General features: G+C 63.1%; 21 protein-coding genes and 1 pseudogene. 19 read left to right on the forward strand and 3 right to left on the reverse strand.

Going from position 1 to position 23,572, the window contains the following annotated elements; genetic code table 11:
• Together HMPREF0291_RS05665 and HMPREF0291_RS05675 are read left to right on the forward strand one after the other, a co-directional pair.
• Positions 1-197: pseudogene (locus tag HMPREF0291_RS05665) on the forward strand (IS256 family transposase); the annotation flags it as partial.
• A gap of 1,066 nt (positions 198-1,263) precedes the next feature.
• A complete protein-coding gene (locus HMPREF0291_RS05675) occupies positions 1,264-1,692 on the forward strand; it encodes a VOC family protein (RefSeq protein ID WP_005289297.1) in 429 nt (142 codons plus the stop codon).
• A 3-nt stretch (positions 1,693-1,695) separates the two neighbouring features.
• On the opposite strand, the gene HMPREF0291_RS05680 is transcribed toward HMPREF0291_RS05675, so the two are convergent.
• The gene (locus HMPREF0291_RS05680; RefSeq protein ID WP_005289299.1) at positions 1,696-3,558 is read right to left on the reverse strand and encodes an ABC transporter ATP-binding protein; all 1,863 of its coding nucleotides are present in this window, start codon (positions 3,556-3,558) and stop codon (positions 1,696-1,698) included.
• Positions 3,559-3,663: 105 nt separating this feature from the next.
• Here HMPREF0291_RS05680 and HMPREF0291_RS05685 point away from each other — a divergent pair, with 105 nt between their 5' ends.
• A complete protein-coding gene (locus HMPREF0291_RS05685; protein ID WP_005289302.1) occupies positions 3,664-4,200 on the forward strand; it encodes a hypothetical protein in 537 nt (178 codons plus the stop codon).
• Positions 4,200-4,745 carry an isopentenyl-diphosphate Delta-isomerase gene (gene idi / locus HMPREF0291_RS05690; protein WP_005289304.1) on the forward strand — a complete coding sequence of 182 codons (546 nt, stop codon included), beginning with the start codon at positions 4,200-4,202 and terminating at the stop codon, positions 4,743-4,745. Before HMPREF0291_RS05685 ends, idi begins: the two co-directional genes overlap by 1 nt.
• A 22-nt stretch (positions 4,746-4,767) precedes the next feature.
• Here the strand turns inward: idi and HMPREF0291_RS05695 are convergent, their stop codons facing one another.
• Entirely contained in the window at positions 4,768-6,039 is a 1,272-nt protein-coding gene (locus HMPREF0291_RS05695; protein WP_005289307.1) for a carboxylesterase family protein, read from the reverse strand.
• Between the two features lie 21 nt (positions 6,040-6,060).
• Here HMPREF0291_RS05695 and HMPREF0291_RS11785 point away from each other — a divergent pair, with 21 nt between their 5' ends.
• Positions 6,061-6,225 carry a hypothetical protein gene (locus HMPREF0291_RS11785; RefSeq protein ID WP_005289311.1) on the forward strand — a complete coding sequence of 55 codons (165 nt, stop codon included), beginning with the start codon at positions 6,061-6,063 and terminating at the stop codon, positions 6,223-6,225.
• 6 nt (positions 6,226-6,231) lie between these two features.
• Entirely contained in the window at positions 6,232-6,372 is a 141-nt protein-coding gene (locus HMPREF0291_RS11970) for a hypothetical protein (protein WP_005289314.1), read from the forward strand.
• Positions 6,373-6,391: 19 nt separating this feature from the next.
• Here the strand turns inward: HMPREF0291_RS11970 and malQ are convergent, their stop codons facing one another.
• Positions 6,392-8,539, reverse strand: coding sequence for a 4-alpha-glucanotransferase (gene malQ / locus HMPREF0291_RS05705; RefSeq protein WP_005289316.1), 2,148 nt, complete (start codon positions 8,537-8,539; stop codon positions 6,392-6,394).
• A 79-nt stretch (positions 8,540-8,618) separates the two neighbouring features.
• Here malQ and HMPREF0291_RS05710 point away from each other — a divergent pair, with 79 nt between their 5' ends.
• From HMPREF0291_RS05710 to recO, 13 genes are all read left to right on the forward strand, one after another.
• The gene (locus HMPREF0291_RS05710; protein WP_040423563.1) at positions 8,619-10,472 is read left to right on the forward strand and encodes an AMP-dependent synthetase/ligase; all 1,854 of its coding nucleotides are present in this window, start codon (positions 8,619-8,621) and stop codon (positions 10,470-10,472) included.
• Positions 10,473-10,566: 94 nt separating this feature from the next.
• A complete protein-coding gene (locus HMPREF0291_RS05715) occupies positions 10,567-12,363 on the forward strand; it encodes an AMP-dependent synthetase/ligase (RefSeq protein ID WP_005289320.1) in 1,797 nt (598 codons plus the stop codon).
• 98 nt (positions 12,364-12,461) lie between these two features.
• Complete coding sequence (locus HMPREF0291_RS05720) at positions 12,462-13,130, forward strand: hypothetical protein (protein ID WP_005289323.1); 669 nt, start codon at positions 12,462-12,464, stop codon at positions 13,128-13,130.
• Positions 13,131-13,440: 310 nt separating this feature from the next.
• Positions 13,441-14,604, forward strand: coding sequence for a radical SAM family heme chaperone HemW (gene hemW / locus HMPREF0291_RS05725; RefSeq protein ID WP_156774896.1), 1,164 nt, complete (start codon positions 13,441-13,443; stop codon positions 14,602-14,604).
• Positions 14,605-14,651: 47 nt separating this feature from the next.
• Positions 14,652-15,665, forward strand: coding sequence for a heat-inducible transcriptional repressor HrcA (hrcA, locus tag HMPREF0291_RS05730; RefSeq protein WP_005289329.1), 1,014 nt, complete (start codon positions 14,652-14,654; stop codon positions 15,663-15,665).
• Positions 15,666-16,796, forward strand: coding sequence for a molecular chaperone DnaJ (gene dnaJ, locus HMPREF0291_RS05735; protein WP_005289332.1), 1,131 nt, complete (start codon positions 15,666-15,668; stop codon positions 16,794-16,796). It begins immediately after the preceding gene.
• 4 nt (positions 16,797-16,800) lie between these two features.
• Entirely contained in the window at positions 16,801-17,508 is a 708-nt protein-coding gene (locus tag HMPREF0291_RS05740) for a 16S rRNA (uracil(1498)-N(3))-methyltransferase (RefSeq protein WP_005289334.1), read from the forward strand.
• 10 nt (positions 17,509-17,518) lie between these two features.
• On the forward strand, positions 17,519-18,580 hold the full coding sequence (locus tag HMPREF0291_RS05745; RefSeq protein ID WP_005289337.1) for a PhoH family protein: 1,062 nt from the start codon (positions 17,519-17,521) through the stop codon (positions 18,578-18,580).
• Positions 18,577-19,164, forward strand: coding sequence for an rRNA maturation RNase YbeY (gene ybeY, locus HMPREF0291_RS05750; RefSeq protein ID WP_005289339.1), 588 nt, complete (start codon positions 18,577-18,579; stop codon positions 19,162-19,164). Before HMPREF0291_RS05745 ends, ybeY begins: the two co-directional genes overlap by 4 nt.
• 6 nt (positions 19,165-19,170) lie before the next feature.
• Complete coding sequence (locus HMPREF0291_RS05755; RefSeq protein ID WP_005289341.1) at positions 19,171-20,661, forward strand: hemolysin family protein; 1,491 nt, start codon at positions 19,171-19,173, stop codon at positions 20,659-20,661.
• Positions 20,662-20,716: 55 nt separating this feature from the next.
• Positions 20,717-21,589: a pyridoxal kinase PdxY gene (pdxY, locus tag HMPREF0291_RS05760; RefSeq protein ID WP_005289342.1), complete on the forward strand. Its 873-nt coding sequence runs from the start codon at positions 20,717-20,719 to the stop codon at positions 21,587-21,589.
• 201 nt (positions 21,590-21,790) lie between these two features.
• A complete protein-coding gene (gene era / locus HMPREF0291_RS05765; protein ID WP_005289344.1) occupies positions 21,791-22,843 on the forward strand; it encodes a GTPase Era in 1,053 nt (350 codons plus the stop codon).
• A complete protein-coding gene (gene recO, locus HMPREF0291_RS05770; protein ID WP_005289346.1) occupies positions 22,833-23,570 on the forward strand; it encodes a DNA repair protein RecO in 738 nt (245 codons plus the stop codon). The genes era and recO overlap by 11 nt, the downstream gene beginning before the upstream one ends.
• Positions 23,571-23,572: the final 2 nt, after the last annotated feature.

Consider the following 23,572-nt stretch of genomic DNA (forward strand, 5'->3'; position numbering starts at 1 on the left):
TGAAAACGGAACTGCCTGGCGATCCCGTACGAATCGCCAGGCAGTCCAACTGGGGCCAGGACCAACTCGCCAAAGTAACAACCCTGGCCCACAACGAGAACCAAGCCGACCACCAAACAGGACGACCAGCCCTCTACGACAACGCTATCGACACCAACTACAACCACTCAATCGGCATCCAAAAAGGCCAGATCTAACCCCCACGACACGCCGAGCCAGACACACATTTTGTCGTTTAACCCCCAACTTACGCCTTCCAACATTGGCTGGAAATACAACAACCCGGTCACGAGGACCGGGTTGTGAGAAGATGCGACGATCTACATCGCCGCCCGTGGCCCCAATTCTATATACTCGCCACGAACTACTGCAAGGGGGAATTGTGGGTGAGTTGCCGGCTTGGGGCCAACTTCTTGGTGAAGCACGATTTCACACTTACATGTCCGAGGCAGGTGAAGATACTCACAGGGCGATCGAACTCTATCAGTGGAGTACTGCCCTGGCTGGAGCTTTCGTACCTCAGCTCGCACATTTCGAGGTTCTTACCCGTAATTCCCTGAACTCAGCATTACGCGTGTGGAACAGCCGACAACCCGGATACCTCAACGTATTCGACTGGGCTTTAGACGATCAAACAGCACCCCGCTTGTACTCGCTTATTGGCAAGGATCTGGGCCGTGCGCGTGTGTGGGCACGACAGCAAGCCTCAGACCGCGAAGTTGGACATCCTCGAAGGAATGCGGCCATTACTCATGACGACGTGCTCGCCCAGCTGACTATGGGAACGTGGGTCAAGCTTCTTGGGGCAGGTGCGAAGCAAGATGCTGCCGCGAAGCAGACATCGGAGGACATCTGGGTGGAACATCTGCACGTGGCTTTTCCGAACGCAGGGAGCGTGAACATTGCCGATCCGGGGCGGAGGAGAAGCCTCGGGGCAAGATATGCTCGCATTGCTAAATTGAGAAACAGGATCTCCCATCACGAGCACTTACTCCACGTAGACGTTCGACGTCGCGTCAACGACCTGTTGTCCGTGTTGGGTGAGATCAATCCGGACCTTCCAGCGTGGGTTATGGAAGGGAGCCGTATCCGGCAAGTCAACTCCCAGGACCCTCGAAAAACGCGCTGAATCGGGCTCAGATCTCACCGAACTGGGTCCACTTGCGGGTACCGCGGGCGCGGAGGGTCTCAAGGCTAGGGAATTTCATAGCTTCCACGCTAGCGCTTGACCTTGCCGTAACGGCAAACTTTATTCTCGCGGACATGATTGATCGTTCTATCTACCCGATGCCCATGTTCGTGACCTTACCTGTGACTGATCTCGGTGCTGCGGAGGAGTTCTACCACGCCGCCGGCTTCATTTCCCTGGCCACCATTCCAGATGAGGACGGCAGCCCGGCTCTGATCCACTTCCGGCGCCAGCGCTACCAAGACATCCTCGCAGTCCCCTCCGGCGACATCACGCCGGGCTCATCCTCGGTGACGTTCGCCGCCCACGACGATGACCTAGGTGCCATCGCCGAGGCAATCCGGGCGACCGGAGCCGCCGTGGAGGGACCGGTAGACACTCCGTGGTACACCACCGATGTCACCGCCACCGACCCAGACGGGCACACCATCGTGTTCACCAAGCAGCGGCCGCAGGAGGCTGCACAAGCTCAGGAGTGGGTGGACACCTTCGAGATGCAGTAATGGCTAGTCGTCGGCGCCGTCTGCGTCGTCAGTGTCATCTGTGTCGGCGGCATCTTGAAACCCGAACGCCTTGAGCCGCTCCCTGTCAGCGGCCGAGCTGGACGCAGTGAGTGCCAGTAGCTCCGAGTAAATGCCCCCGGAGGCTGCCAGCTCGGCGGGTGAGCCCATCTCGTCGATCCGTCCGTCCTTGAAGGTGATGATGGTGTCGACGTCGGCGATCGTCGATAAGCGGTGGGCGATCATGATGGTGGTGCGATCCTTCATCAACTCGTCCAGGCCCGCTTGAACGGCGCGCTCGGATTTGGTGTCCAACGCCGATGTCGCCTCGTCGAGCACCAGCACTGGCGCGTCCTTGAGCATCGCGCGGGCGACCGCAACGCGCTGCTTTTGGCCGCCGGACAGACGCAAACCGCGCTCGCCGATGACCGTGTCGTAGCCGTCCTTGAAGGACGAGATGAAGCCGTGCGCGTTGGCGCGCTTAGCCACGTCTTCAATCTCGGCATCGCTGGCATCGGGCTTGCCGTACGCGATGTTCTCCCGGATTGTGCCGGAGAACAACGCCGGTTCCTGAAAGACCACGCCTGTGGAAGCGCGGACGCGCTCAATATCGGCGGTGTCGATGTCTTTGCCGCAGACTTTCAAGCGGCCCTGCGTAATGGGGTATAGGCCCAGCAGTAGGTTGACCAGCGTGGACTTGCCACCGCCGGATTCTCCAACGAGCGCGATCTTCTCCCCGTGGCGGGCTGTGAAGCTGACGTCCTCGAGCACAGGCTCACCGGGCGTGTAAGCGAAGGAAACGTTGTCGAAGGCGACCATCGGCTCGCCCTCCTGCAGGGCGGGCACGGCGGCGGTGTCCACCTCCGGAACATCGGATGCCTCTGTGGCAGCGACGATCTGGGAGTTGGCGGCTTCCTCGGTCGGCTCGTCCATCACCTTGAAGTAGTCGCGGGAGCCGGCGATGGCGCGCTGAGCGGAGTCCACCAGGAAGCTCATCATTTGCACCGGCTGCTGGGCCATCGTGACCATCTGGACCAGCATGACCATGTCGCCGATGGAAAAGCGGCCGTTCAAGGTCTCGCGGAACAGCACAAGATAGATGAAGAAGAAGATGACGTTCATGGCCATGCTGCGCCCGACGTCCATTGAATGCCACCAACGGGACTGCGGCCGGGTCAGGTTGATCGTCTCGCCGTAGCGGGTGCCAAAGGAATCCAGCTCCCGGGCCTCCGCAACGAAAGACTTGGTCACCTTCACCTGGCCAACGACCTCCGCGAAGCGGCCGTTGGCCAGGTCGATCTCTTCGTTCTTGGCCTGCTCGAACTTCTGCCAACGTTTTGAGGTCAACGCCGTAAGCACCAAGTAGATCGGGAAGAGCATGAGCAGCAGCACGGTCAGCGGCCAGTAGTAGAAGGCCGTGATGCACAGAATCGCAATGAGCTGGAGGAACATCGGCAGCAGAGAGTTGGAGAAGCTCTGGATCGTCTGCGTGATGTTCATGATCGAGCGGTCCAGCCGCGCGATGATCGTTCCTGTCACCTGGCCGTCGAAGTAGCTTTGCGGCAGCGACAACAGTTTGGCGTAGTAGCGGGTGGACAGCACCTGCCGGATGCGCGCGGAAACGACATCGCCCAAATAACCGCCGATGTTGCGGCCTAACGTCCACAACGATTGGGTCAACAGGAGGGCGGCGGCCAGCCACGTGAGCGTCGTTAAGCTTCCACCGTCGACAATGGTGTCCGTCGCTTCGCGAAGAATGAATGGGGTGAGCAAGTTCAGCGCGACCGTCAGTGAGGAAATCACCACGATGCCGAGGTAGTACGGCCACAGGGCGGAGGCGCTCTTCATGACGCGGAAAAGAGGTTGCACGTGTCCACAACATACACCTGGGTGCGCGTGTGTTCGGATCCGTGCTGTCGGCGCTGTACAGTGAGGGGACCTGTTGGTTTGAAACTTTTCGCAGAAAGGCGCCCCATGGCCCGTACCCCACTACGCATTGCCGCTGTCCTCGCGGCGAGCTCTCTTGCGCTCGTCGCCTGCGTCGACGACGAAGGCATCGTGGACCAGGAAGGCACCCTGACCCCGACGACGGGTGTGGCCACGCCGACCGAAGAGCCGGAGGCGTTTGAAACCAACGACGTCTCACCGGAGGAGACTGACGAGATCAGCGGTGAAATCGTGGAAGATCCCGGCATGAGCGTCCATTACAAGTGGCAGGGCACCAAGTCCGCCCCGAACGGTGGCACCGTGGTCACCATCGCTGTGACGAACACTGCCGACGCGATCATGCCCCCCGAGGCACTCGGTGAGCCCCGTTTGACGTACTCCGGTGACAACGCCAGCCGCCTCAGCGCCGAGGAAGCCGGCATTGAGATTGAAGGCCTGGACATGCCGCTGGGCAAGGGCGCCACCGCCAATCTCCAGTTCGCGTTCGACGTGAGCACAGGCAACCTCTACGATGCTGAATTCCAGATCGGCAACGTCGTCTTCACCGGGAACCTGAACAACTAATGGAGCAGGTAGTTCTGTGCGACGATGACGGCCGCCCCACCGGCACCGCCGACAAATTCGAGGTCCACACGACGGACACGCCGTTGCATTTGGCGTTTTCCGCTTGGCTTTTCGACGCCTCCGGCCACCTCCTCATCTCCCGCCGCGCGTTAGGGAAGAAAACCTGGCCGGGTGTGTGGACGAACAGCTTCTGCGGTCACCCCGCCCCAGGCGAAGCTACCGAGGATGCCGTTGTCCGCCGCGCCCAGCAAGAGCTCGGCCTGCCGGCGTCCGCTCTGGCCGATCTGCGCTGCGTTCTGCCGGACTTCCGCTACCGGGCTGTCGACTCCTCTGGGATCGTCGAGCACGAGATCTGCCCCGTCTATGTCGTGCGCCTTGCCGGCGGTGCCGAAGCTGCCCCGAATCCCGATGAGGTGGACAGCACTAAGGGGGTGAACCCCGCCGATCTCATCACCGCCGCTGAGGCGATGCCGGCGGTCTTCTCCCCGTGGTTGGTGGAAGAACTGGCCCGCCCCGAACTGCGTGCAGTGCTCGAGGGGCAGTAGTCCGCACACTGGGGTTGGCGGGCTAGACCTCCCGGAACACGCCGCGCAGGTAGCCGAGCGGGTCGGTGACCAGCTCCGCGTTCTCCCCAGAGAGGTCAACCCGCAGGACGGTCCGGTCGGGTTTGTACTCCGGCCAGCCAGGCTCGCCGGTGTGGGCGTAGCGGATGAGCCAGCCATTGAGGCCTTCGCCCGCACGGTACGGCGGGGCGCCGAACAGCGGTGCCAAATCGGCGGAGTGGCGGGCACGGGTGCGGGCGTCGGAGGTCAGCTCGGCCTGCCACACTCGGCCCGGCGCACCCTCGGCAACCTGGTCGACCCAGCGGCGGATCAGGTTGGCGGAAAAGAACTCCCCGTTGATGTGCTTCGGGTTGCGGGCTTTAAGCGCTTTGAAGAAAGGGACGTACTGCTCCCGTTTGAGGCCCATGCCGATGCCGGGCGCGGCCATGTTGAGCCGCGCGGTCTTCAAGGTGTCGTGGATGGCACTGGAATTGAACATCTCCTCATCGACGGAGGAGATCACCAAGTCCACCTCGGCCATCTCTGCGGTATCCAGTGGAGCGGGACCAAGCGCCATATCGGTGATATACCGGGTGCGCACTGCGTTGTATCCGCGCCTGAGCTGCTTCGGGCTCGCAGCGTTGAGGGAACCGCGGGTCAGAGGGATCCCCGCACCGGCACGAATGAACTTCTTCCGCTGCTCGAAGGTCAGGCGGGGGAAGGCAGGGGAGAGGGCCACAGCGCGCCGAAACGCGCCGCGGTAATGGTCGCGCCGCATCAGCCACAGCACCACATTCGCGCCGGCGGACTGGCCGGTCAGCGTCACGTTAGTAGGGTCACCACCGAACGCCTCAATGTTCTTCTGCACCCATTCCAGTCCCAGGGACACGTCGTCGACGGCGCGGAAGTGCGCGACCCTGTCGTCGTGGAAGGGGACCAGCCCCTCCAATTTCAGGCGGTATCCGATCCGGACCAGGATCACGCCGTTTGAGGCCAAGGCGTCACCGGGAGTTGCTGCATCCTCATGGTTGCCCATTTCAAAGCGGCCACCATGAATGTGGACCACCACGGGCAGGTCATCAGTGTCTGTCGCCCCGAGCGGGGCCGTGATGGTCAGGGCGGTGCGTTCGGGGTGGGGCGTAGATGCGTCGATAAGCTTGCCCGTTGGCGCTGGTTCCGCATCGTCGAAGGGGGCCGGAATGTGCGAGTACTCAATCGAATGGAAGTGGGCGATGCGGCCGTCGACGCGGCCGATGATCGTCCCGGCGGGGCAGGTCACCTCAACAGGGTTGCTCATGCGGTCTAAGCTTAGTGATCAATGATTGACATCGGGTTCAGCTTGACGCAGTCCAGCCCATGGGTGCAGGTGCCCATGGTGCTGGCGTTCGCGCTGCCCGCTGCCGGCATCGCGGCGGTGGGAATGGTGCGCGCGGTGGACTGGGTGGCAGCAGTTTTGGGCGATAAGGAACCGAAGGTAGATTAAGGCGCTATGGCCAACCCGGAAGACCTGCGCAAAGAAGACATGCGTCTGCCTAAGGAGCGCAGGAAGTACCCCCGCAGCCGCGTCACGCAGGCGCTGTGGATCCTCATTGCCCTGGTGCTCGTGGCGGGGATCGTCGGGTTGTTCTAACCCGTTGCTCTAGCCCGGGTTAGCGCCGCGCAGATGCCTCCGCCACCCGGGCGAACAGGTCGATGCTGGTGAGGTCCTCGATCAGCACCGGTTCGCCGTCGGAGTTGGAGAGCGGGACGCACCAGTTCTTGTACTGTTCGGCATTGGTGCCCGGCTGGTTCTGGATCCGCACATCACCCACCATGTCCACGAGGTTGGTGCAGGTCAAAGCCGACCCGGTACCGGCGATGAAGCGCGTCAGGCCGAGCACGAGCTCTTCGGCGTCGCCGCGCTCGTCGCGGCCGAGGTTGTCGAAGTCGTAGTCGGCCAGCGGGGTGCCCTCGAACGCGCCGTGATCGCGGGCGTTTGCCAAGACGTGGCCCTGCCAAGCGACATCCTTCGCGTCGAGCTCTTCAAAGGAGTCCTCAACAATGCCGAGGGCGTCGCGCAGCTCGTTGTGCGCGCCCTTGAGGTAGCCGGCGGTCGGCGGCAGGTCGTGCGTGCCGACGGAGCTCATCGACAGGTTGCGGTACTCCTCCGGGTTCATCGGGCGATCGCCGGCGGGGGAGTGCTCGAACCAGATCACAGACGTGCCCAGCACGCCGCGGTCACGCAGCACGTCCTGCACCCACGGCTCGAAGGTGCCCAGGTCCTCACCGACCACGACGGCCCCGGCGCGCTCCGCCTCGAGGGCGAGAATGCCCAGCATCGCCTCGTGGTCGTAGTTCATGTACACGCCGTCCAGCGGGGACTCCATCCGCGGAATCCAGAACAGGCGGAACAGGCCGAGGATGTGGTCGACGCGGATGCCGCCGGAGTTCTTCAGCACGGTCCGCAGCAGGTCACGCCACGGCTTGTATCCCGCTTCGGCCAGCTTGAAGGGGTGCCACGGCGGCTGGGACCAGTCCTGGCCCTGCTGGGAGTACCCATCCGGCGGGGCACCCACGGATGCGTCCTGGACAAGCACGTCGGCCAACGTGTTGGCGTCTGCTCCGCCAGGGTGAACACCGACAGCCAGGTCTGTCATGATGCCAATGCGCATCCCGGCATCCTTGGCGCGACGCTGCGCCTGCGCCAGCTGAGTGTCGGCGAGGAACTGCAGCCACATGTAGAACTGTGCGAGGTCGTCGTACTCCTCGGTGATGATGACCGCGTGGCGCCGCTCGTCCTCACGGGTCAGCTCGGTGTAGGCGCACCAGCGGGCGAAGTTGACCAGGCCCTCGCCCTGGTTCTCCACATACTCGTCGAAGGCTGATTGGTCAGATTCCTCGAAGATGTAGAACATTTCGTTGAGGATGGCCAGTTTGGTGTCGAAGATCGTGTCGCGGTCAATGAACTCCGGCGAGCGGTTCATCGCGCGCAGCTCAGCTGAGAGCTCGGCGATCTCCTCGCGGGTCTCCTCATCCAGCTGCGCGAACTCAGGCACGTCTTCCGCCGCGATGTAGATCGGGTTGACAAAGCGCCGTGAGGTGGGCAGATACGGCGAATCCTCCACCGGCGGGAACGGTTCTGCGGCGTGCACCGGGTTGATCAGCAGGTAGTCCGCGCCTTGCGCCGCGACGACCTCCGCGAGCTCAGCCAGATCGTGGAAATCGCCGATTCCCCACGAATTCTCCGAGCGCACGGAGTACAGCTGCGCCATCACACCCCACACCGGGTCCTTCAGCAGCTCCAGGTTGGTCGTCAGCACACGTGGAGTCACCACCAGCGTGCAGGTTTCCTCAATCTCGCGCTCATCGCTTTTCGACGACAAATGGATCGTATGCCACCCCATCGGCACATCCCCGCGCGTGTGGAATGTGGCCTCGCCCCAGTTCACACCGTCATGGAACGTCGGAGCTGCCCAGTTCTCGTCCTGGTAGACCTCGGAGGTGGAGCCGTCTTCCAGGGTGATCCACACATCGGCCGGAGCGCCCTCCGGCACGTGCACGTTGAAGTGGGTCTCTTCGCCCTCGCGGGCGATGACAACGGGAGGTAGGGGGCGGGTATCCCAGTGCACACGCCACGCACCGAGGGCTTCGTGGAGTTCCTCGTCTGCAGGATCGTCGGAAAGCGGAACGTCGAGCGCGCGCAGCAATTTCACCATGGATGAATGGGGCGAAGACACAATTTCGTTGTTCATGCCCCGGTAGGTCAGGCCGAAACCATAGGCGGTTGCTAGTTTCTCGAGGAGTTCCGTGTTAGCCACACTGAGCCATTCTGCCAAAGAACGCAATTTTTGGCTGGGAAAGAATTGTCGCAGGTCACAGTGGGAGTATTGTGTGACTATGACTTCTCCCGAGACCAAAATCTACAGCACCCCGGCGGGGTTCGAACTCGCGCCGGACGACAACTGCCTCACCCTGGCCGTCAAGACCATTGAGAAGCGCCCGAGCGCGCCGATCTTCTCCCGCCCCTCCGGGCATGACTGGGAGGAAGTGAGCGGAAAAGAGTTCATCGCTCAGTTCCGCGCAGTGGCGAAGGGCCTGGTGGCGAACGGCGTTGAGCAGGGTGACCGCGTGGTCCTCATGGCAGACTCCAGCTACGAATGGGCGCTGATGGACTTCGCCATCATGGCGGCCGGAGCGGTGAGTGTTCCGGTGTACCCGTCGTCGTCGGCAAGCCAGGTGCAGTGGATTGTCGAGGACTCGGGCGCGAAAATCGTAGTCTGCGACACGGAAGCGAACCGTGCGCTGTACAACAACCTCGTGCTGCGTGAAGACGGTACGGCCCCGCTGGTCGATTCTCCGACGCAGCTGAAGCGCTCGCTTGCCTTCGCTACCGGCGGTGTGGGCCTGCTCGTGGAGGACGGCCGCGGCATCGGCGATGACGTCATCGACGAGCGCATTGCCAACATCTCCCACGACGACCTGATGTCCATCGTGTACACCTCGGGCACCACCGGCCGCCCGAAGGGCTGCCTGCTGACCCACCTGGTGTGGGCATCCCAGGCAATGGCCCTGCTGCACAATCCGATCGGCTCCGGACTGGCCGCGAAGCCGGGCACCCGCTACGTGACCATCCTCCCGCTGGCGCACGTTCTCGCGCGTGCCGTGCACCTTGCCGCCACCATCGGCGGTGCCCACCAGACACACTGGTCTGACACCCGCACCATTCCGATGGCGCTGCAGCGGTTCGAGCCGTACATGATTCTCGCTGTCCCGCGCGTGTACGAAAAAGTCCGCGATGGCGCGTACAACAAGGCGGCGGATTCCTCGCCGATCGCCGCTCGTCTCTTCCTGCAGGCGGAAAAGGCTGCGATCGCATACTCCAAGGCCATGGACACCCCCGAGGGGCCGTCCAAGCTGCAGGAGGCGAAGCACAAGGTCTTTGACAAGCTCGTGTACAAGAAGCTGCGCGACGCTGTCGGCGGCAAGGCCGTGATCACCATTTCCGGCGGCTCCGCGATTTCTGCGCAGCTGCTGCACTTCTTCCGCGGCCTGGGCTTGACCATCTACGAAGGCTACGGCCTGACCGAGACCGCCGCTGCTGCGACGGTGAACAACCCGGAGCACATCCGTATTGGCACTGTGGGCCAGCCCAACAACGGCTACTCCGTCAAGATCAATGAAGACGGTGAGATCTGCTTCAAGGGTGACGGCGTGATCAAGGGCTACTGGAACAACCAGAAAGCCACCGACGAAGCGATTATCGATGGCTGGTTTGTCACCGGTGACCTCGGCGAGATCGACGAAGACGGATACGTGAAGATCACCGGGCGCAAGAAGGACCTGATTGTCACCGCCGGCGGCAAGAACGTCTCCCCCGGACCGATGGAGGATATCCTGCGTTCCCACCCGCTGATCTCCCAGGCGCTTGTGGTCGGCGACGGCAAGCCCTTCGTCGGTGTGCTGGTCACCCTCGACGACCAAGAGGTGGCGCGCTGGAAGAAGGAGCACAGCATCCCCGAGGACATGGAAATCGGCGAGCTGGTGAGGAAGAGTGCCGAGTTGCGCGCTGAAGTCCAGGACGCCGTCAACGAGGTCAACCGCAGTGTTAGCCAGGCAGAGCAAATCAAGAAGTTCCGGATCCTCGACCAGGATCTGACCGAGGAGTCCGGCGAGATGACAGCCACGATGAAGATCAAGCGCAACGTCGTCTTCGAGCGGTACAAGAAGCAGATCGATAGACTTTACCGCTAAAACTTCACACGGGGAACAGATTCCTGTTATTTTGGCCACACAAAACTGTTTGTGTGGCCAAACTTATGGCCTAGGAGTGCCAAAGGAGCTCCCCATGACCTTGAAGACCTTCACTGTTGATGCCCCGTTCACCGTCGCCCCCGACGAAAACTGCTTTTCGGCATTAGTAGCTAATGCTGAGAAGCGGCCGGACATTGTCTTGTTCACCAAGCCCGAAGCCCACGAGTGGGTGGACGTGACCGCCGCCGAGTTCGTCGCGGAGGTCCGTGAAGCGGCCAAGGGTCTCATTGCTCTCGGTGCCCAGAAGGGCGACCGCATCGCGCTGCTCTCCGGCGCGCGCTACGAGTGGCCGGTCGCTGACTTCGCCATCATGGCCGCCGGGCTGACCACCGCAGCGATCTACCCGTCCAGTTCGCTCGAGCAGGTGCAGTGGATCGTCGAAGACTCCGGCGCGGTCATCGCCCTTGGCAAGACCCACGACCACGGTGTGCTCTTCGAGCACGTCACCAACTCTCATCTGCGCGAAATCCTGCTTTTCGACGACGGCGGCATGGACAAGCTCAAAGAAGCCGGCCGCTCCGTTTCTGACGAGGAACTCGACGAGCGCATCGCGGGCATCTCCCACGATGACATCGCCTCCCTCGTCTACACCTCCGGCACCACCGGCCGCGCCAAGGGGTGCATGATCACCCACCTAAACTGGATCTTCCAGGTCCGCGGTCTGTTGGCTCACCCGGCCGGCCAGGTAGCCCACCGCGGCAACAAGGTGGTCACTTACCTTCCGCTCGCGCACGTCATGGCGCGCTCGGTCCACCTCGCCGCCACCCTCGGCGAGACCACCCAGTCCCACTGGCAGGACGTGTCCACCATCGCGGCCGAGTTCCAGCGGGTCAAGCCCGATCTGGTTCTAGGCGTCCCGCGCGTGTATGAGAAGGTGCGCGATGCTGCTCGTCGTAAAGCATCGGATGGCTCCGCGATCGGTGCGAAGATCTTCGCCGAGGCCGAAAAGACCGCCATCGCATACTCCGAATCGCTCGATGCGGGCGGGCCGTCACTGGGGCTCAAGCTCAAGCGCGCCGTCTTTGACAAGCTGGTCTACTCCAAGATCCGCGAGGCGCTCGGCGGCAAGATGGAATACGGCATCTCCGGCGGTTCCGCACTCGGCGTGCCGCTCGGCCACTTCTACCGCGGCGCTGGCCTGCCGGTGTACGAGGGCTACGGCCTGACCGAAACCTCCTCCGCCGCCGCCTTGAGCTTCGGCGACGACCGCAAGATCGGCTCCGTGGGCAAACCGATGATGGGCTACACGGCGAAAATCAGCGACGAGGGCGAGATCTGCTTCGCCGGCCCGGGCGTGTTCACCGGGTACTGGGGCAATGAGGAGGCCACGAAAGAAGCGCTTATCGACGGCTACTTTCACACCGGCGACCTCGGCGAAATCGACGAGAAGGGAAACATTTCGATCACCGGCCGCAAGAAGGATCTGCTGGTCACGTCCGGCGGCAAGAACGTCGCCCCGCAGCCGCTCGAGGAACTGCTGCGCCAGGATCCGCTGATCTCCCAGGCAGTCGTCGTCGGGGACGGAAAGCCCTTCATCGGTGCGCTCATCGCGCTCGACGAGGACGCCCTGACATCCTGGAAGGAAGCCCGCGGCATCGACCCAGACGCCCCCACCTACAAGCTGGCGAAACGCAACGACCTGCGCATGGAAATCCAAGACGCCGTCAACCGCACCAACCACGCTGTTTCGAAGGCTGAGGCGATCAAGAAATTCCGCATTCTCCCGCGCGATCTCACCGAAGCAGACGGCGAACTCACCCCGTCCCTGAAAGTCAAGCGTCCGGCCGTGTTGGAGAGCTTCGCGCACCAGATGCGGAAGCTCTACGGATAACTTCTCGGCGTGCCGTACGGGTACCTGTGAACTTCTGGCATAGAGTCAACCACCGACACTGACGGTGTGTCAGCCAGGGAAGCCAGAAGGAGGCGAGTGTGCACCGGACTGCTGCGACGCTACGCCACCGCGAGCTCACTCAAGAGGTCTACAATATCGGCGATGAAGTGGTCGAATACATCGAGCACATCGCCGAGGCGATCGCCGACTACGACGGCGAACTGACCGACGACTGCCTCGCCGAATTCGCCGAGATCGTCGACGACGCCCGCACCGATGCGCGCCGCGTGGTCGGTGAGCTGATCGGCCTGCGCCAGGCGCTCGTTTCCGGTGTGCGGGCGGGCTCTATCTCCGCCGCACTGCCGTTGGAGGAGCGCATCCCGGAGCCGGAAACTCTCGACGCCTCCGCGCTGTACGAGCTGTTCCCGCTCAGCTCGCCCGCCCCGGTCAAAGACATGTCTGAGGCGTGCACCCAGCGCACCGACCTGATCGTCCAGCACCTGGGTGAAGTCGTCGAGTACACCCTCGAGCAGACGGACATGGTCGCCCAGAACCTCGCGGCGGTGTCCCTGCCGCAGCTTTACTTCCGTGTCGGTGAACTCGTTGAGTCTGCCGTCGACGGCTGGCTCGACTCCGTCGTGGCTGAGCACCCGGGTTTCACCCGTGCTATGCGCGGCTGTAACCCGCCGGCGTTCCTGGAGGAGCGCGCGCGTGTCGACGCCATCGTCGCCAAGGTCGCGGCGAAGCGTTCCCGCCGCGGCGCGTAGGCCCCACAGGGCGCGCGTAGGGCGCGCCGCGGTGCTAGGAGGCATCCCGAACTCAACCTCACTAACCTCACTGGCCACATCGGCCTCACTGGCCCCGCCGGAACCGCCCATGGGCACCGTCCTGGCCCGCCTCCAGATATAGTTTGCATCCTTGTCGGGGAAGCTAAATCTGACCTGCGCTTTTAGAGCTTGAACCGGCAAGGATGCAAACGATATCTTGGCGGGCTTTAGAGTTGACCCCATGGCCAATTCTGATGGTTCTACTTCCAGCCGCGGCAGGGGCGCGAACGGTGTGCGCGTCTTAGAGGTGATGGGCGCGGACGGTGGGCGCGGCGCGGACAGGGACCACTCGAGCGGGTTCGGCGTGTACGTCCACGTCCCGTTCTGTGCGACACGGTGCGGGTACTGCGACTTCAACACCTATACACCGTCGGAAACGGAGACTTCCTACGCGGCCTACCTGGACGCGTTGGAGCGTGAGTTGGAAATGGGCGCGGCCAGTACAGACCTCACCGGTGGGGTCGACACGGTCTTCATCGGCGGCGGCACGCCGTCGCTGCTAGGGGCGGACGGGCTGGGCAGGATCCTGGACACTATCAAAAGAACCTTCGGGTTGAAACCGGATGCGGAGGTGACTACGGAGTCGAATCCGGAGTCGACAAGCCCGGAATATTTCGAGGGTCTCAAAAGGGCGGGGTTCACGCGGGTGTCGTTGGGGATGCAGTCTGCAAGCACGCCGGTGCTGAAGATCCTGGACCGCCAGCACACCCCCGGCCGTGCTGTCGCCGCGGCAAAGGAGGCGCAACGGGCCGGGTTTGAACACGTCAATCTCGACCTGATCTACGGCACCCCGACAGAGACGGAAGATGATGTGAAGAAGAGCCTCGACCACGTCCTCGACGCCGGGATGGATCACGTGTCCGCTTACTCGTTGATTGTGGAGGACGGCACCGCGATGGCCCGGAAGATCAACAAGGGCCAGCTGCCGGCCCCGGACGAGGATACCTACGCGGACCGCTACGAACTCATCGCCAGCACGCTGGAAGAAGCTGGGTTCGGCTGGTACGAGGTGTCCAACTGGGCCAAGCCGGGCGGAGAGTGCCAGCACAACTTGATCTATTGGCGCGGCGGGAACTGGTGGGGTGCCGGCCCGGGCGCGCATGGGTATGTCGGCCGGACGCGGTTCATGAACGTCAAGCGGCCGGAAACATACAACCAGAAACTGGCGACGGGTCAGCTGCCCATCGCCAGTGAGGAAACCATCACGGATGCCGAGCACCACTTCGAGCAGATCATGCTCGGCCTCCGCCTCAAAGAGGGCATCCCGCGCAGCTGGATCCAGCCAGGCGCTGAAGCGGTGCTCCGCAAGCACCGTGATGCCGGTCTTCTCACAACAGGTGAGCGCATTGCGGTCACGGATGAGGGCCGTTTGCTTGCCGACGGCATCGTCACCGACATCTTGGCCGCCGAGTAAGTCAGCGCTACACTCGGTTTAGCAGTCAACAAAGGAGAGTGCTAAACATGGCGGGTCCCGCACGCGACCGTAGACAGGCGGTGCTGCGCGCGATCGTCGCGGACTACATCGCGTCGCAGGAGCCGGTCGGGTCGAAGACCCTGGTGGAGCGGCACAAACTGAACGTCAGTTCCGCCACGATCCGCAACGACATGGCGGTGCTGGAGGCGGAGGGCTTCATCGCCCAGCCGCACGCGAGCTCGGGGCGTGTACCCACGGAGAAGGGCTACCGCGCCTTCGTCGATGCCATTAACGACGTCAAGCCCCTCTCGCTGCCGGAGCGCCGCGCGATCTCCGACTTCCTCGAGTCCTCTGTGGACTTGGAGGACATCATGCGCCGTTCGGCCCACCTGCTCGCGCAGCTGACCCGCCAAGCGGCTGTGGTGCAGCTGCCGACCCTCAGTGTCTCCCGAGTGAAGCACTGCGAGGTCGTGGCACTCACCCCCACGAGGTTGCTGCTCGTGCTCATTACTGACACCGGCCGCGTGGACCAGCGCAACGTCGAGCTCGCCGGTCCGATCAGTGATGAGGAGACCGCGCAGCTGCGGGATCTACTCAACCGCGTCTTGGAGGGCAAGACGATGTCGGATGCGTCGACTGCCCTGGCGACGATTGCCCAAGACGCCCCGGATCATGTGACCAGGGCGATTGCTGTGGTGATTGATACGCTCGTCGAAAAGCCAAGCGACCGTGTGCTTATCGCAGGCGCAGCGAACCTTGTCCCGATGACCACGGATCTGCTTAGCGTGGTCGAGGCACTCGAGGAGCAGGTTGTCGTGCTCAAGCTACTGGCAAACCTGCCTGAGCTGGGCAATGTGTCGGTGGTGATCGGGCAGGAGAATGAGGATGAGGAGCTGAGCAAGGCCAGCATCGTGACCACGGGTTACGGTGCGGCGGGCGAGACGCTGGGTGGTCTGGGGGTCCTCGGCCCGACGTACATGGACTACCCCGGTACGATTCAAAAGGTTGCGGCGGTGGCGCAGTACATTAGCCACATTCTCGCCGGAGAGGAAAGGATTTAGATGGCCCGCGATTACTACGGCATCCTCGGGGTTGACCAGAACGCGTCGGATGCGGAGATCAAGAAAGCTTATCGACGTCTCGCACGCAAGTACCACCCCGACGTGAACGACACGGATGAAGCCGCGGAGAAGTTCCGCGAAATCTCCGTGGCGCAGGAGGTGCTGCTGGATCCGCAGAAGCGGGCGATCGTCGACCGTGGCGGGGACCCGATGGAGCAGGGGGCCGCCGCGCCGGGCGGTGGCGGCTTCGGCTTCGGTGACATTTTCGAGGCGTTCTTCGGTGACGCTGGCGCAGGCGGCGGCCGCGGCCCGCGCTCGCGCGTTCAGCCCGGAAACGACGCACTGTTGCGCACCAGCATTTCGCTGGCGGAGGCGTACTCCGGAACCCGCAAGGACGTCACCGTCGACACCGCAGTGGTGTGCGAGCACTGCCGCGGCACTGGATCCGAGTCTGAATCCAAGCCCGTCACCTGTGATAACTGTGGCGGGCAAGGCCAGGTTCAGCAGGTGCAGCAGTCCTTCCTGGGCAACATCATGACAACATCGAGCTGCCCTAAGTGCCAGGGCTTCGGCGAGATCATCACCGACCCGTGCCAGAAGTGCGGCGGTCAGGGGCGCGTGCGTTCCCGCCGCGACATCACGGTGAACATTCCGGCTGGCATTGTCTCCGGAATGCGCATCCGCATGGCGGGCCAGGGCGAGGTCGGCCACGGCGGCGGCGCTGCCGGCGACCTGTACGTGGAGGTCACCACCGAGGACCACCCGGTGTTCGTCCGCGACGGGGAGAACCTGCACTTGAAGGTCTCGATGCCGATGTACGACGCCGCTTTGGGCACGAGCCTCGAGGTCGAGGATCTCGCCGGCGAGACCACCACGATCGAGATCCCGGCAGGCACGCAGCCGAATGAGCAGATCGTCCTCGAGGGCGAGGGCATGCCGCGTCTGCGCGCCGAGGGCGCAGGCGACATGATCGCCCACGTTCAGGTCGTCGTGCCGGAGACGCTGACCAAGGACGAGCGTCGCGCGCTCGAGGACCTGCGCGACGGGTGCAAGGAATCCGCCCACGTCCAAGAAGAAGCTCCCGGCGAGGAGAGCTTCTTCGGCCGGCTCCGGGACCGTTTCCGCCGCTAAAGTCATGAGCTTGCCGTACTTTCTCTGCGACGACCCGGCCGCGGGCCGCCTCGACGGCCCAGAAGGACGCCACGCCGTCACGGTCAAACGCATTGAACCCGGCGAGCACATCATGCTTATCGACGGCTCCGGCCGCACCGCCGAAATCTCCGTCACCGAGATCACTGGCAAGGATTCTCTGGTGGGAGAGGTCGTGCGCGTGGACGACGTTCCACAGCCGCGGCCGCGGGTGACGGTGGTGCAGGCCATTCCGAAATCGGAACGCGCCGAACTCGCCGTCGATCTGGCCGTCCAGGGTGGAGCAGACGAGATCATCCCGTGGATCTCCCACCGCACCATCGCACGGTGGCAGGGCCCGAAGGTGGCCAAGAACGTAGAGAAGTGGCAGGCCACTGCCCGGGAGGCGGCCAAGCAGTCCCGCCGCGCCTGGGTGCCGGAGGTCCGTGAGCCGGTGACCACGAACCAGCTCGCGGAACTCGTACGCGGCCACGCCGCCTACGTCCTGCACGAAGATGCATCCACCAGCATCAAAGACATAGACCTTGACGTCGACCACCTGTATCTCATTGTCGGTCCTGAAGGCGGGATCGGGCAGAAGGAACTTGCGGGGATCCCTGCGGCGTCGATAAGCATGGGGCCGGAAGTACTGCGCACCGCGAGTGCCGCGCTGGCCGCGTTGAGCGCGATCGGTGCGTTGACGCACCGCTGGTAGTGTGAACCGCATGGCAGAACTGGTCACACGCTCGCACGAGCTCGACCCTGAACACGCCCAGGCGATCTTGGGCGTTAATGATGAGAACCTGCGCACCCTCAACGACCTGCTTGGTGCGGACGTTTTCGCGCGCGGCACGAACGTCACGCTGCGCGGGCCGGTCGAGGATGTCGCCTACGCTGCCCGCGTGTTGGATGAGGTGGAGGCGATGGCGCGCCGCGGCATCGTCATCACAGCCGACGCGGTGACGCACGCAGTGGACATCATGGCCTCGGATGCGCCGGAGTCCGTCGCCGACATTCTCGGCCAGGAGATCATCGCCCGGCGAGGCAAGGTGATTCGCCCTAAGACCGCAGGTCAGCGCGAGTACGTCGATGCGATCGACGAGAACACGATCGTGTTCGGAATCGGCCCCGCTGGTTCCGGTAAGACCTACCTGGCGGTGGCGAAGGCAGTGCAGGCGCTGCAATCCAAGCAGGTCAAACGCATCATCCTCACCCGCCCCGCTGTGGAGGCAGGGGAGAAGCTGGGCTTTTTGCCTGGCACCCTGAACGACAAAATCGACCCGTACCTGCGGCCGCTGTACGACGCGTTGCGCGACATGCTCGACCCCGAGATGATCCCGAAACTCATGGAAGCCGGCATCATCGAGGTCGCCCCGCTTGCGTACATGCGCGGACGCACGCTCAACGACGCTTTTGTCATCCTCGACGAGGCGCAAAACACCACCCCTGCCCAGATGAAAATGTTCCTCACCCGCTTGGGCTTCGGGTCCAAAATGGTGGTCACCGGCGACATCTCGCAGGTGGATCTACCCCGCGGTGTTGTCTCCGGCCTGCGGGTTGTGCGCCAGATCCTCCGCGGGATCAAAGAGATCCACTTCCAGGAGTTCGGCGCCAACGACGTGGTGCGCCACCAGCTGGTCGGGCGCATCGTCGCCGCCTACGACTCGTACGACGCTGAGCGCGCTAAGCGCTGGGATGCCGAGGCTGCAGCACCCGCCGGGCCGACTGGCAAGCATGCTGCTGCCGCCTCGCCGGGGCCGCGGCAGGAGAAGGAGGAAAAGGAATGAGCATCGAAGTCCTCAACGAATCCGGTGAGACCGACGTCAACGAGGAAATGCTTGTCGACGTCGCATCCTTCGCCCTCACCGCCCTTGACGTCCACCCCGACACCGAGGTGACCATCACCTGCGTCGACTCACCGACCATGGCGGATCTGCACATGCGCTGGATGGACTTGCCCGGCCCCACCGACGTGATGAGCTTCCCGATGGACGAGCTCAGCCCCGGCTCCGCGCGCCCCGACGCAGCCGCGATCGGCCCGGCGATGCTCGGCGACATTATCCTCTGCCCGGACTACGACCGGAAACAAGCCGAGGCTGCGGGCCACCCGCTGGGCCACGAAATGGCGCTACTCACTGTCCACGGAGTGTTGCACCTGCTCGGATACGACCACGCGACACCCGCCGACGAGCGGGAAATGTTCGGCCTGCAGAACGAGATCCTCGCCGACTGGTACGACGACCTTTCAGCCCGCGGTATCGAGTACCAGCCCAAACCTGACGGCCGGCATGCCTTCCCCTCGGGAGCTGACCGGCAAGAGCTGGACGGGCTTGTCGAGGAACGGGACAACAACCGCGGCGGGGAGCAGTAACCACCTGTGAATTCCTGGATCACTTTCGGCCTGATTTCGATCATCTCGCTGCTGGCAGCGGGCGTGATCAAAATGCTCGAGTCTGCCTTGGTGCCCATTTCGCGCGCCCGCGTGGAGACGATGGCCAAGGACGACATCTCCGGTTCCGCGGCCCTGTTGCGCGTTGTCGACTCGAAGCCGAATCACTTGAGTCTGTTGGCGCTGATCCAGATGGTGCTGGACACAGTCGCCGCCGTGTTCGCTTTGTTGGCGGCCTTTGAGCTCATTCCGTCGCGCGGTTGGGCCATTGCTGCCGCCATCCTCGCGGTGACGTTGCTGCGCTTCGGCATCGTCGGCATGAATGCCCGCCGTGCCGGCAAACTCAATCCGTACGCGATCTCGCTGCGGGCAGCGCAAATCCTCACCGTTGTCTACACAGTGCTCGGCCCGCTGTCGAAGCTGCTCATCTGGGTGAGCAACGTGATCACCCCTGGCGACGAGGACCTAGAGAACCCCTACGCCACCGATGTGGAACTGCGCGAAGCCGTCGACATCGCCCAAGAGCAAGGCGTGGTGGAAACGACCGAGCGGCGCATGATCCAGAACATCTTCGACCTGGCCGACACCCACGCGCGCCAAGTCATGGTGCCGCGCCCGGACATCGTGTGGATCGAGTCGGAGAAGTCCGCCGGCCAGGCTGCGAACCTGCTGATCCGCTCCGGCCACTCACGTGTCCCGGTCATCGGGGAGAGCGTCGACGACATTGTGGGCATCATCTACCTCAAAGACGTCATCGAGAAGACCTACAACCGCACCGATAGCGGTACCGGCGTGCCCGTCACTGATCTGATGCGCGAGCCGATGTTCTTGCCGGATTCCAAGCCGCTCGACGACCTGCTTCAAGAGATGCAGCAGGAGCAGACTCACATTGCAGTGCTTGTCGACGAATACGGCGGCATCGCCGGCCTGATCACCATGGAAGACATTCTCGAGGAGATTGTCGGTGAGATCGCTGACGAGTACGACGAGGATGAGGAAGCACCCATCGAGCCGGTCGACTCGGAAGAACTTGCCGACACCACGGAAGTCGAAGGGTCCACCCTGATCACGGACCCGCGGGACACCCTCGCCCAGGTGGCCGCTACGTCGCGGGCTTTCCGCGCCCAAGCACGCCTCCCGCTCGACGACCTTGTGGATTACTTTTCCGACGAGCTCGGCTTCACGCTTGAATTCACCGAGGAAATCACAGACAACGTCGAAACGGTCGCCGGTCTGCTGTCCTACGAACTCGGCCGTGTCCCGCTGCCAGGTTCTTCTGTTGAGGTTTCTGAGCTGCTCTTCACCGCCGAAGGCGGACGCGACCGTCGTGGCCGCATCAAGGTACGCACCGTGCTGATCGAGGTTCCTGAACGGCTCATCCCGGAGCGTGAGGACACTGAGTCCGACGAGCGTCAGGACCATCCCGAACTGAGTAACTCAGGCACCTCGCGTACCTACCGTCCCGCACCGGGGGAGTAGCGGAGAAGAAGGCCGGATTGTTCGCTTTTGTGTAGCAGCTACCTCGGCGCGCACAATGGAACGCATGAAGAACATTTTGTCGATCCAGTCTGCGGTTTCCTACGGCCACGTTGGCAACTCCGCTGCGGTGTTCCCGCTCCAGCGCATCGGCCATGAGGTCTGGCCGGTCTACACCGTCAACTTCTCCAACCACACCGGTTATGGCGAGTGGAAAGGCCCGATGATTCCCGCGGAGGAGGTCCGCTCCATCGTCGACGGCATCGAAGCCCGTGGTGCCCTTGCCCGTGTCGACGCCGTGCTGTCCGGCTACCAGGGTGGTGACGATATCGCCGACGTGATCGTCGACACCGTCGCTCGCGTCAAAGCCCTGAACCCCAACGCGGTCTACTCCTGCGACCCGGTGATGGGCAACGAGAAGTCCGGTTGCTTCGTCTCCGACAACATCCCGCCACTGCTGCGGGACAAGGTGGTTCCGGTGGCGGACATCATCACCCCGAACCAGTTCGAGCTGGGCTACCTGACCGGTAAAGAGGCTTCAGACATCGATTCCACACTCGACGCCGTTGAAGCCGCCCGCGCTATGGGGCCTGACACCGTCCTGGTTACCTCGGTCAACCGGCCCGACCAGCCGGAAAACACCATCGAAATGCTCGTCGTGGACAACCACGGGCGCTGGCTGGTGCAGACTCCGCGTCTGCCGTTCAAGCGCAATGGTTCCGGTGACGTCACTTGCGCGCTGTTCACCGGCCACTACATTGAGGCTGCAGGCGCGCCTGACGCTGCGAAGCAGGCCCTGGCCAAGACTGCTTCTTCCGTTTTCGATCTGCTGGAGAACACCTACAAGGCAGACTCGCCTGAGCTCCTCTTGATCGAGTCCCAGGACGCTTACGCCAACCCGCGTCTACAGTTCGAGGTCACCGAAATCTAGTTCTGGGGGAAGATCTAGATTCTCAGTATCGCCTTCTAGCCATCCCGTCGAAATCCCACCTGCGAAAACGCTGCGGGCGAAGCGCGAAAGGCGATACTGAAAAAGTATCTAGCCCGAGCCCGAAGCCCCCCGCGCCGACGCGTGGCGGCCAAACCGCGCCCTAACCGGTGAACCCCCTGCCGGCCCGTACGATTGGAAAATATGACCTCCCAGCCCACTGACAACCAGCACGACCCGGCGGACTTCTTCGATCAAGCGATCGCTGGGCCAGAAACAGGTCCGGCAGCAGAAGCAGAAGTCGACGCGCTGCCGAACGAGTTCACGGACACGCCCGAGGGTTTCCGCTCCGGGTTCGTCAGCTTTGTGGGCCGCCCGAATACGGGCAAGTCGACGCTGACGAATGCGCTGGTGGGGGAGAAGATCGCCATTATGGCGGATCAGCCGGAAACGACGCGTCATCCGATCCGCGGCATCGTGAATAGGCCGGACGCGCAGATCGTGCTGGTAGATACCCCCGGGCTGCACCGCCCGCGCACGCTGCTGGGTGAGCGTCTCAATGACGTGGTCAAAGACACGTTCGCGGACGTAGACGTGGTCGGCCTGACAGTCCCGGCGAACGAGAAAATCGGCCCGGGCGACCGCTGGATCTTGGACGCGGTGAAGGAGACGAAGCCGAACACGCCGATTGTCGGGATCGTGACCAAGCTCGATGCGGCCGGCAAGGATCAGGTCGGCGAGCAGTTGTTGAAGCTTCACGACCTACTTACCGAGGTCACTGGCCGTGACGACGTTGACGTTGTCCCAGTGTCCGCGACGGAACAGATTCAGTTGGATGTGCTGATGGACGTCCTGACAAAGCACCTCCCCGAAGGCCCGCGCTTCTACCCGGAGGGCCACGTCACGGATGAGGACACCGAGACCCGTATCGCAGAGCTCATCAGGGAAGAGGCTCTGAAGGGACTGCGCGACGAATTGCCGCACTCTGTCGCCGTCCAGATCGACGAAATGTACGAGGACCCCGACGACGGCAATACCCCGAAGCGAGCCATGATCTACGCGGTGATGTACCTTGAGCGCCCTGGCCAGAAGACGATCATCGAGGGCCGTGACGGCCGTCGCCTGAGCGGGATCATCCAGCGATCGCGGAAGCAGATCATTGATCTGCTCGGCCGCAATGTCTACCTCGATCTGAGGATCAAGGTGTTGAAGAACTGGCAGTCGGACCCAAAGCATTTGGGGCGCCTTGGCTTCTAAACCCAGTTTCCGCGACCGCGCCTTCGTCGTGCGCACCTACGATTTCGGTGAGGCTGATCGCGTGGTTGTCTTGCTCACCCAGAACCACGGGCTGGTCCGCAGCGTGGCTAAAGGGGTGCGGAAAACAAAGTCCCGTTTCGGTTCGCGCGTGCAACCGTTCGTCGATCTTGATGTGCAGCTGTACCCGGGCCGCAACCTCGCCACGATCACGCAGGCGGACACGGTCGCCTATTACGGCAGCGGCATCATTGAGGATTTCGACCGGTACACAGCAGCCTGCGCCGTGCTGGAGTCGGCGGAACGACTCTCTTATGCGGGCGAGGCAGATCCAGCCTTGTTCGCGGAGGTCAGCACGGCTATTAAGCGGCTCCAGGATGCGCAGCAGGCGACGATGGTGCTCGACGCGTTCATCCTCCGCGCCGCCGCCCACGCTGGCTGGGGTTTGAGTTTGTTCGACTGCGCGAACTGCGGCAAACCCGGCCCCCACCACGCGTTTCACCCGGCACTCGGCGGGGCCACGTGTTTGAACTGCCGGCCTCCCGGTGCGTTCGATGTGGAGGAGGACACGCTCCACATCATGTGGCTACTCACCAACGGCCACGACGCAGCCGCCGCGGACCGCCTCACCGAAACGACGGCAGCGCAAACGCACCGCCTTGCTACCGCTCACCTGCAGTATCACCTGGAGGCGGCAGTGTCTTCGTTGAAGATCATGGAGCAGGCATAATG

Origin of the sequence: Corynebacterium genitalium ATCC 33030, assembly GCF_000143825.1 — a bacterium.
GTDB classification, from domain to species: Bacteria; Actinomycetota; Actinomycetes; order Mycobacteriales; family Mycobacteriaceae; genus Corynebacterium; species Corynebacterium genitalium.

Bases quoted from the DNA above. Each gene is read 5' to 3' on its own strand.
- HMPREF0291_RS05675 (WP_005289297.1), top strand. From the start codon at position 1,264: ATGATTGATCGTTCTATCTACCCGATGCCCATGTTCGTGACCTTACCT.
- HMPREF0291_RS05685 (WP_005289302.1), top strand. From the start codon at position 3,664: ATGGCCCGTACCCCACTACGCATTGCCGCTGTCCTCGCGGCGAGCTCT.
- idi (WP_005289304.1), top strand. From the start codon at position 4,200: ATGGAGCAGGTAGTTCTGTGCGACGATGACGGCCGCCCCACCGGCACC.
- HMPREF0291_RS05695 (WP_005289307.1), bottom strand. From the start codon at position 6,039: ATGAGCAACCCTGTTGAGGTGACCTGCCCCGCCGGGACGATCATCGGC.
- HMPREF0291_RS11785 (WP_005289311.1), top strand. From the start codon at position 6,061: ATGATTGACATCGGGTTCAGCTTGACGCAGTCCAGCCCATGGGTGCAG.
- HMPREF0291_RS11970 (WP_005289314.1), top strand. From the start codon at position 6,232: ATGGCCAACCCGGAAGACCTGCGCAAAGAAGACATGCGTCTGCCTAAG.
- HMPREF0291_RS05710 (WP_040423563.1), top strand. From the start codon at position 8,619: ATGACTTCTCCCGAGACCAAAATCTACAGCACCCCGGCGGGGTTCGAA.
- HMPREF0291_RS05715 (WP_005289320.1), top strand. From the start codon at position 10,567: ATGACCTTGAAGACCTTCACTGTTGATGCCCCGTTCACCGTCGCCCCC.
- hemW (WP_156774896.1), top strand. From the start codon at position 13,441: ATGGGCGCGGACGGTGGGCGCGGCGCGGACAGGGACCACTCGAGCGGG.
- hrcA (WP_005289329.1), top strand. From the start codon at position 14,652: ATGGCGGGTCCCGCACGCGACCGTAGACAGGCGGTGCTGCGCGCGATC.
- dnaJ (WP_005289332.1), top strand. From the start codon at position 15,666: ATGGCCCGCGATTACTACGGCATCCTCGGGGTTGACCAGAACGCGTCG.
- HMPREF0291_RS05740 (WP_005289334.1), top strand. From the start codon at position 16,801: ATGAGCTTGCCGTACTTTCTCTGCGACGACCCGGCCGCGGGCCGCCTC.
- HMPREF0291_RS05745 (WP_005289337.1), top strand. From the start codon at position 17,519: ATGGCAGAACTGGTCACACGCTCGCACGAGCTCGACCCTGAACACGCC.
- ybeY (WP_005289339.1), top strand. From the start codon at position 18,577: ATGAGCATCGAAGTCCTCAACGAATCCGGTGAGACCGACGTCAACGAG.
- pdxY (WP_005289342.1), top strand. From the start codon at position 20,717: ATGGAACGCATGAAGAACATTTTGTCGATCCAGTCTGCGGTTTCCTAC.
- era (WP_005289344.1), top strand. From the start codon at position 21,791: ATGACCTCCCAGCCCACTGACAACCAGCACGACCCGGCGGACTTCTTC.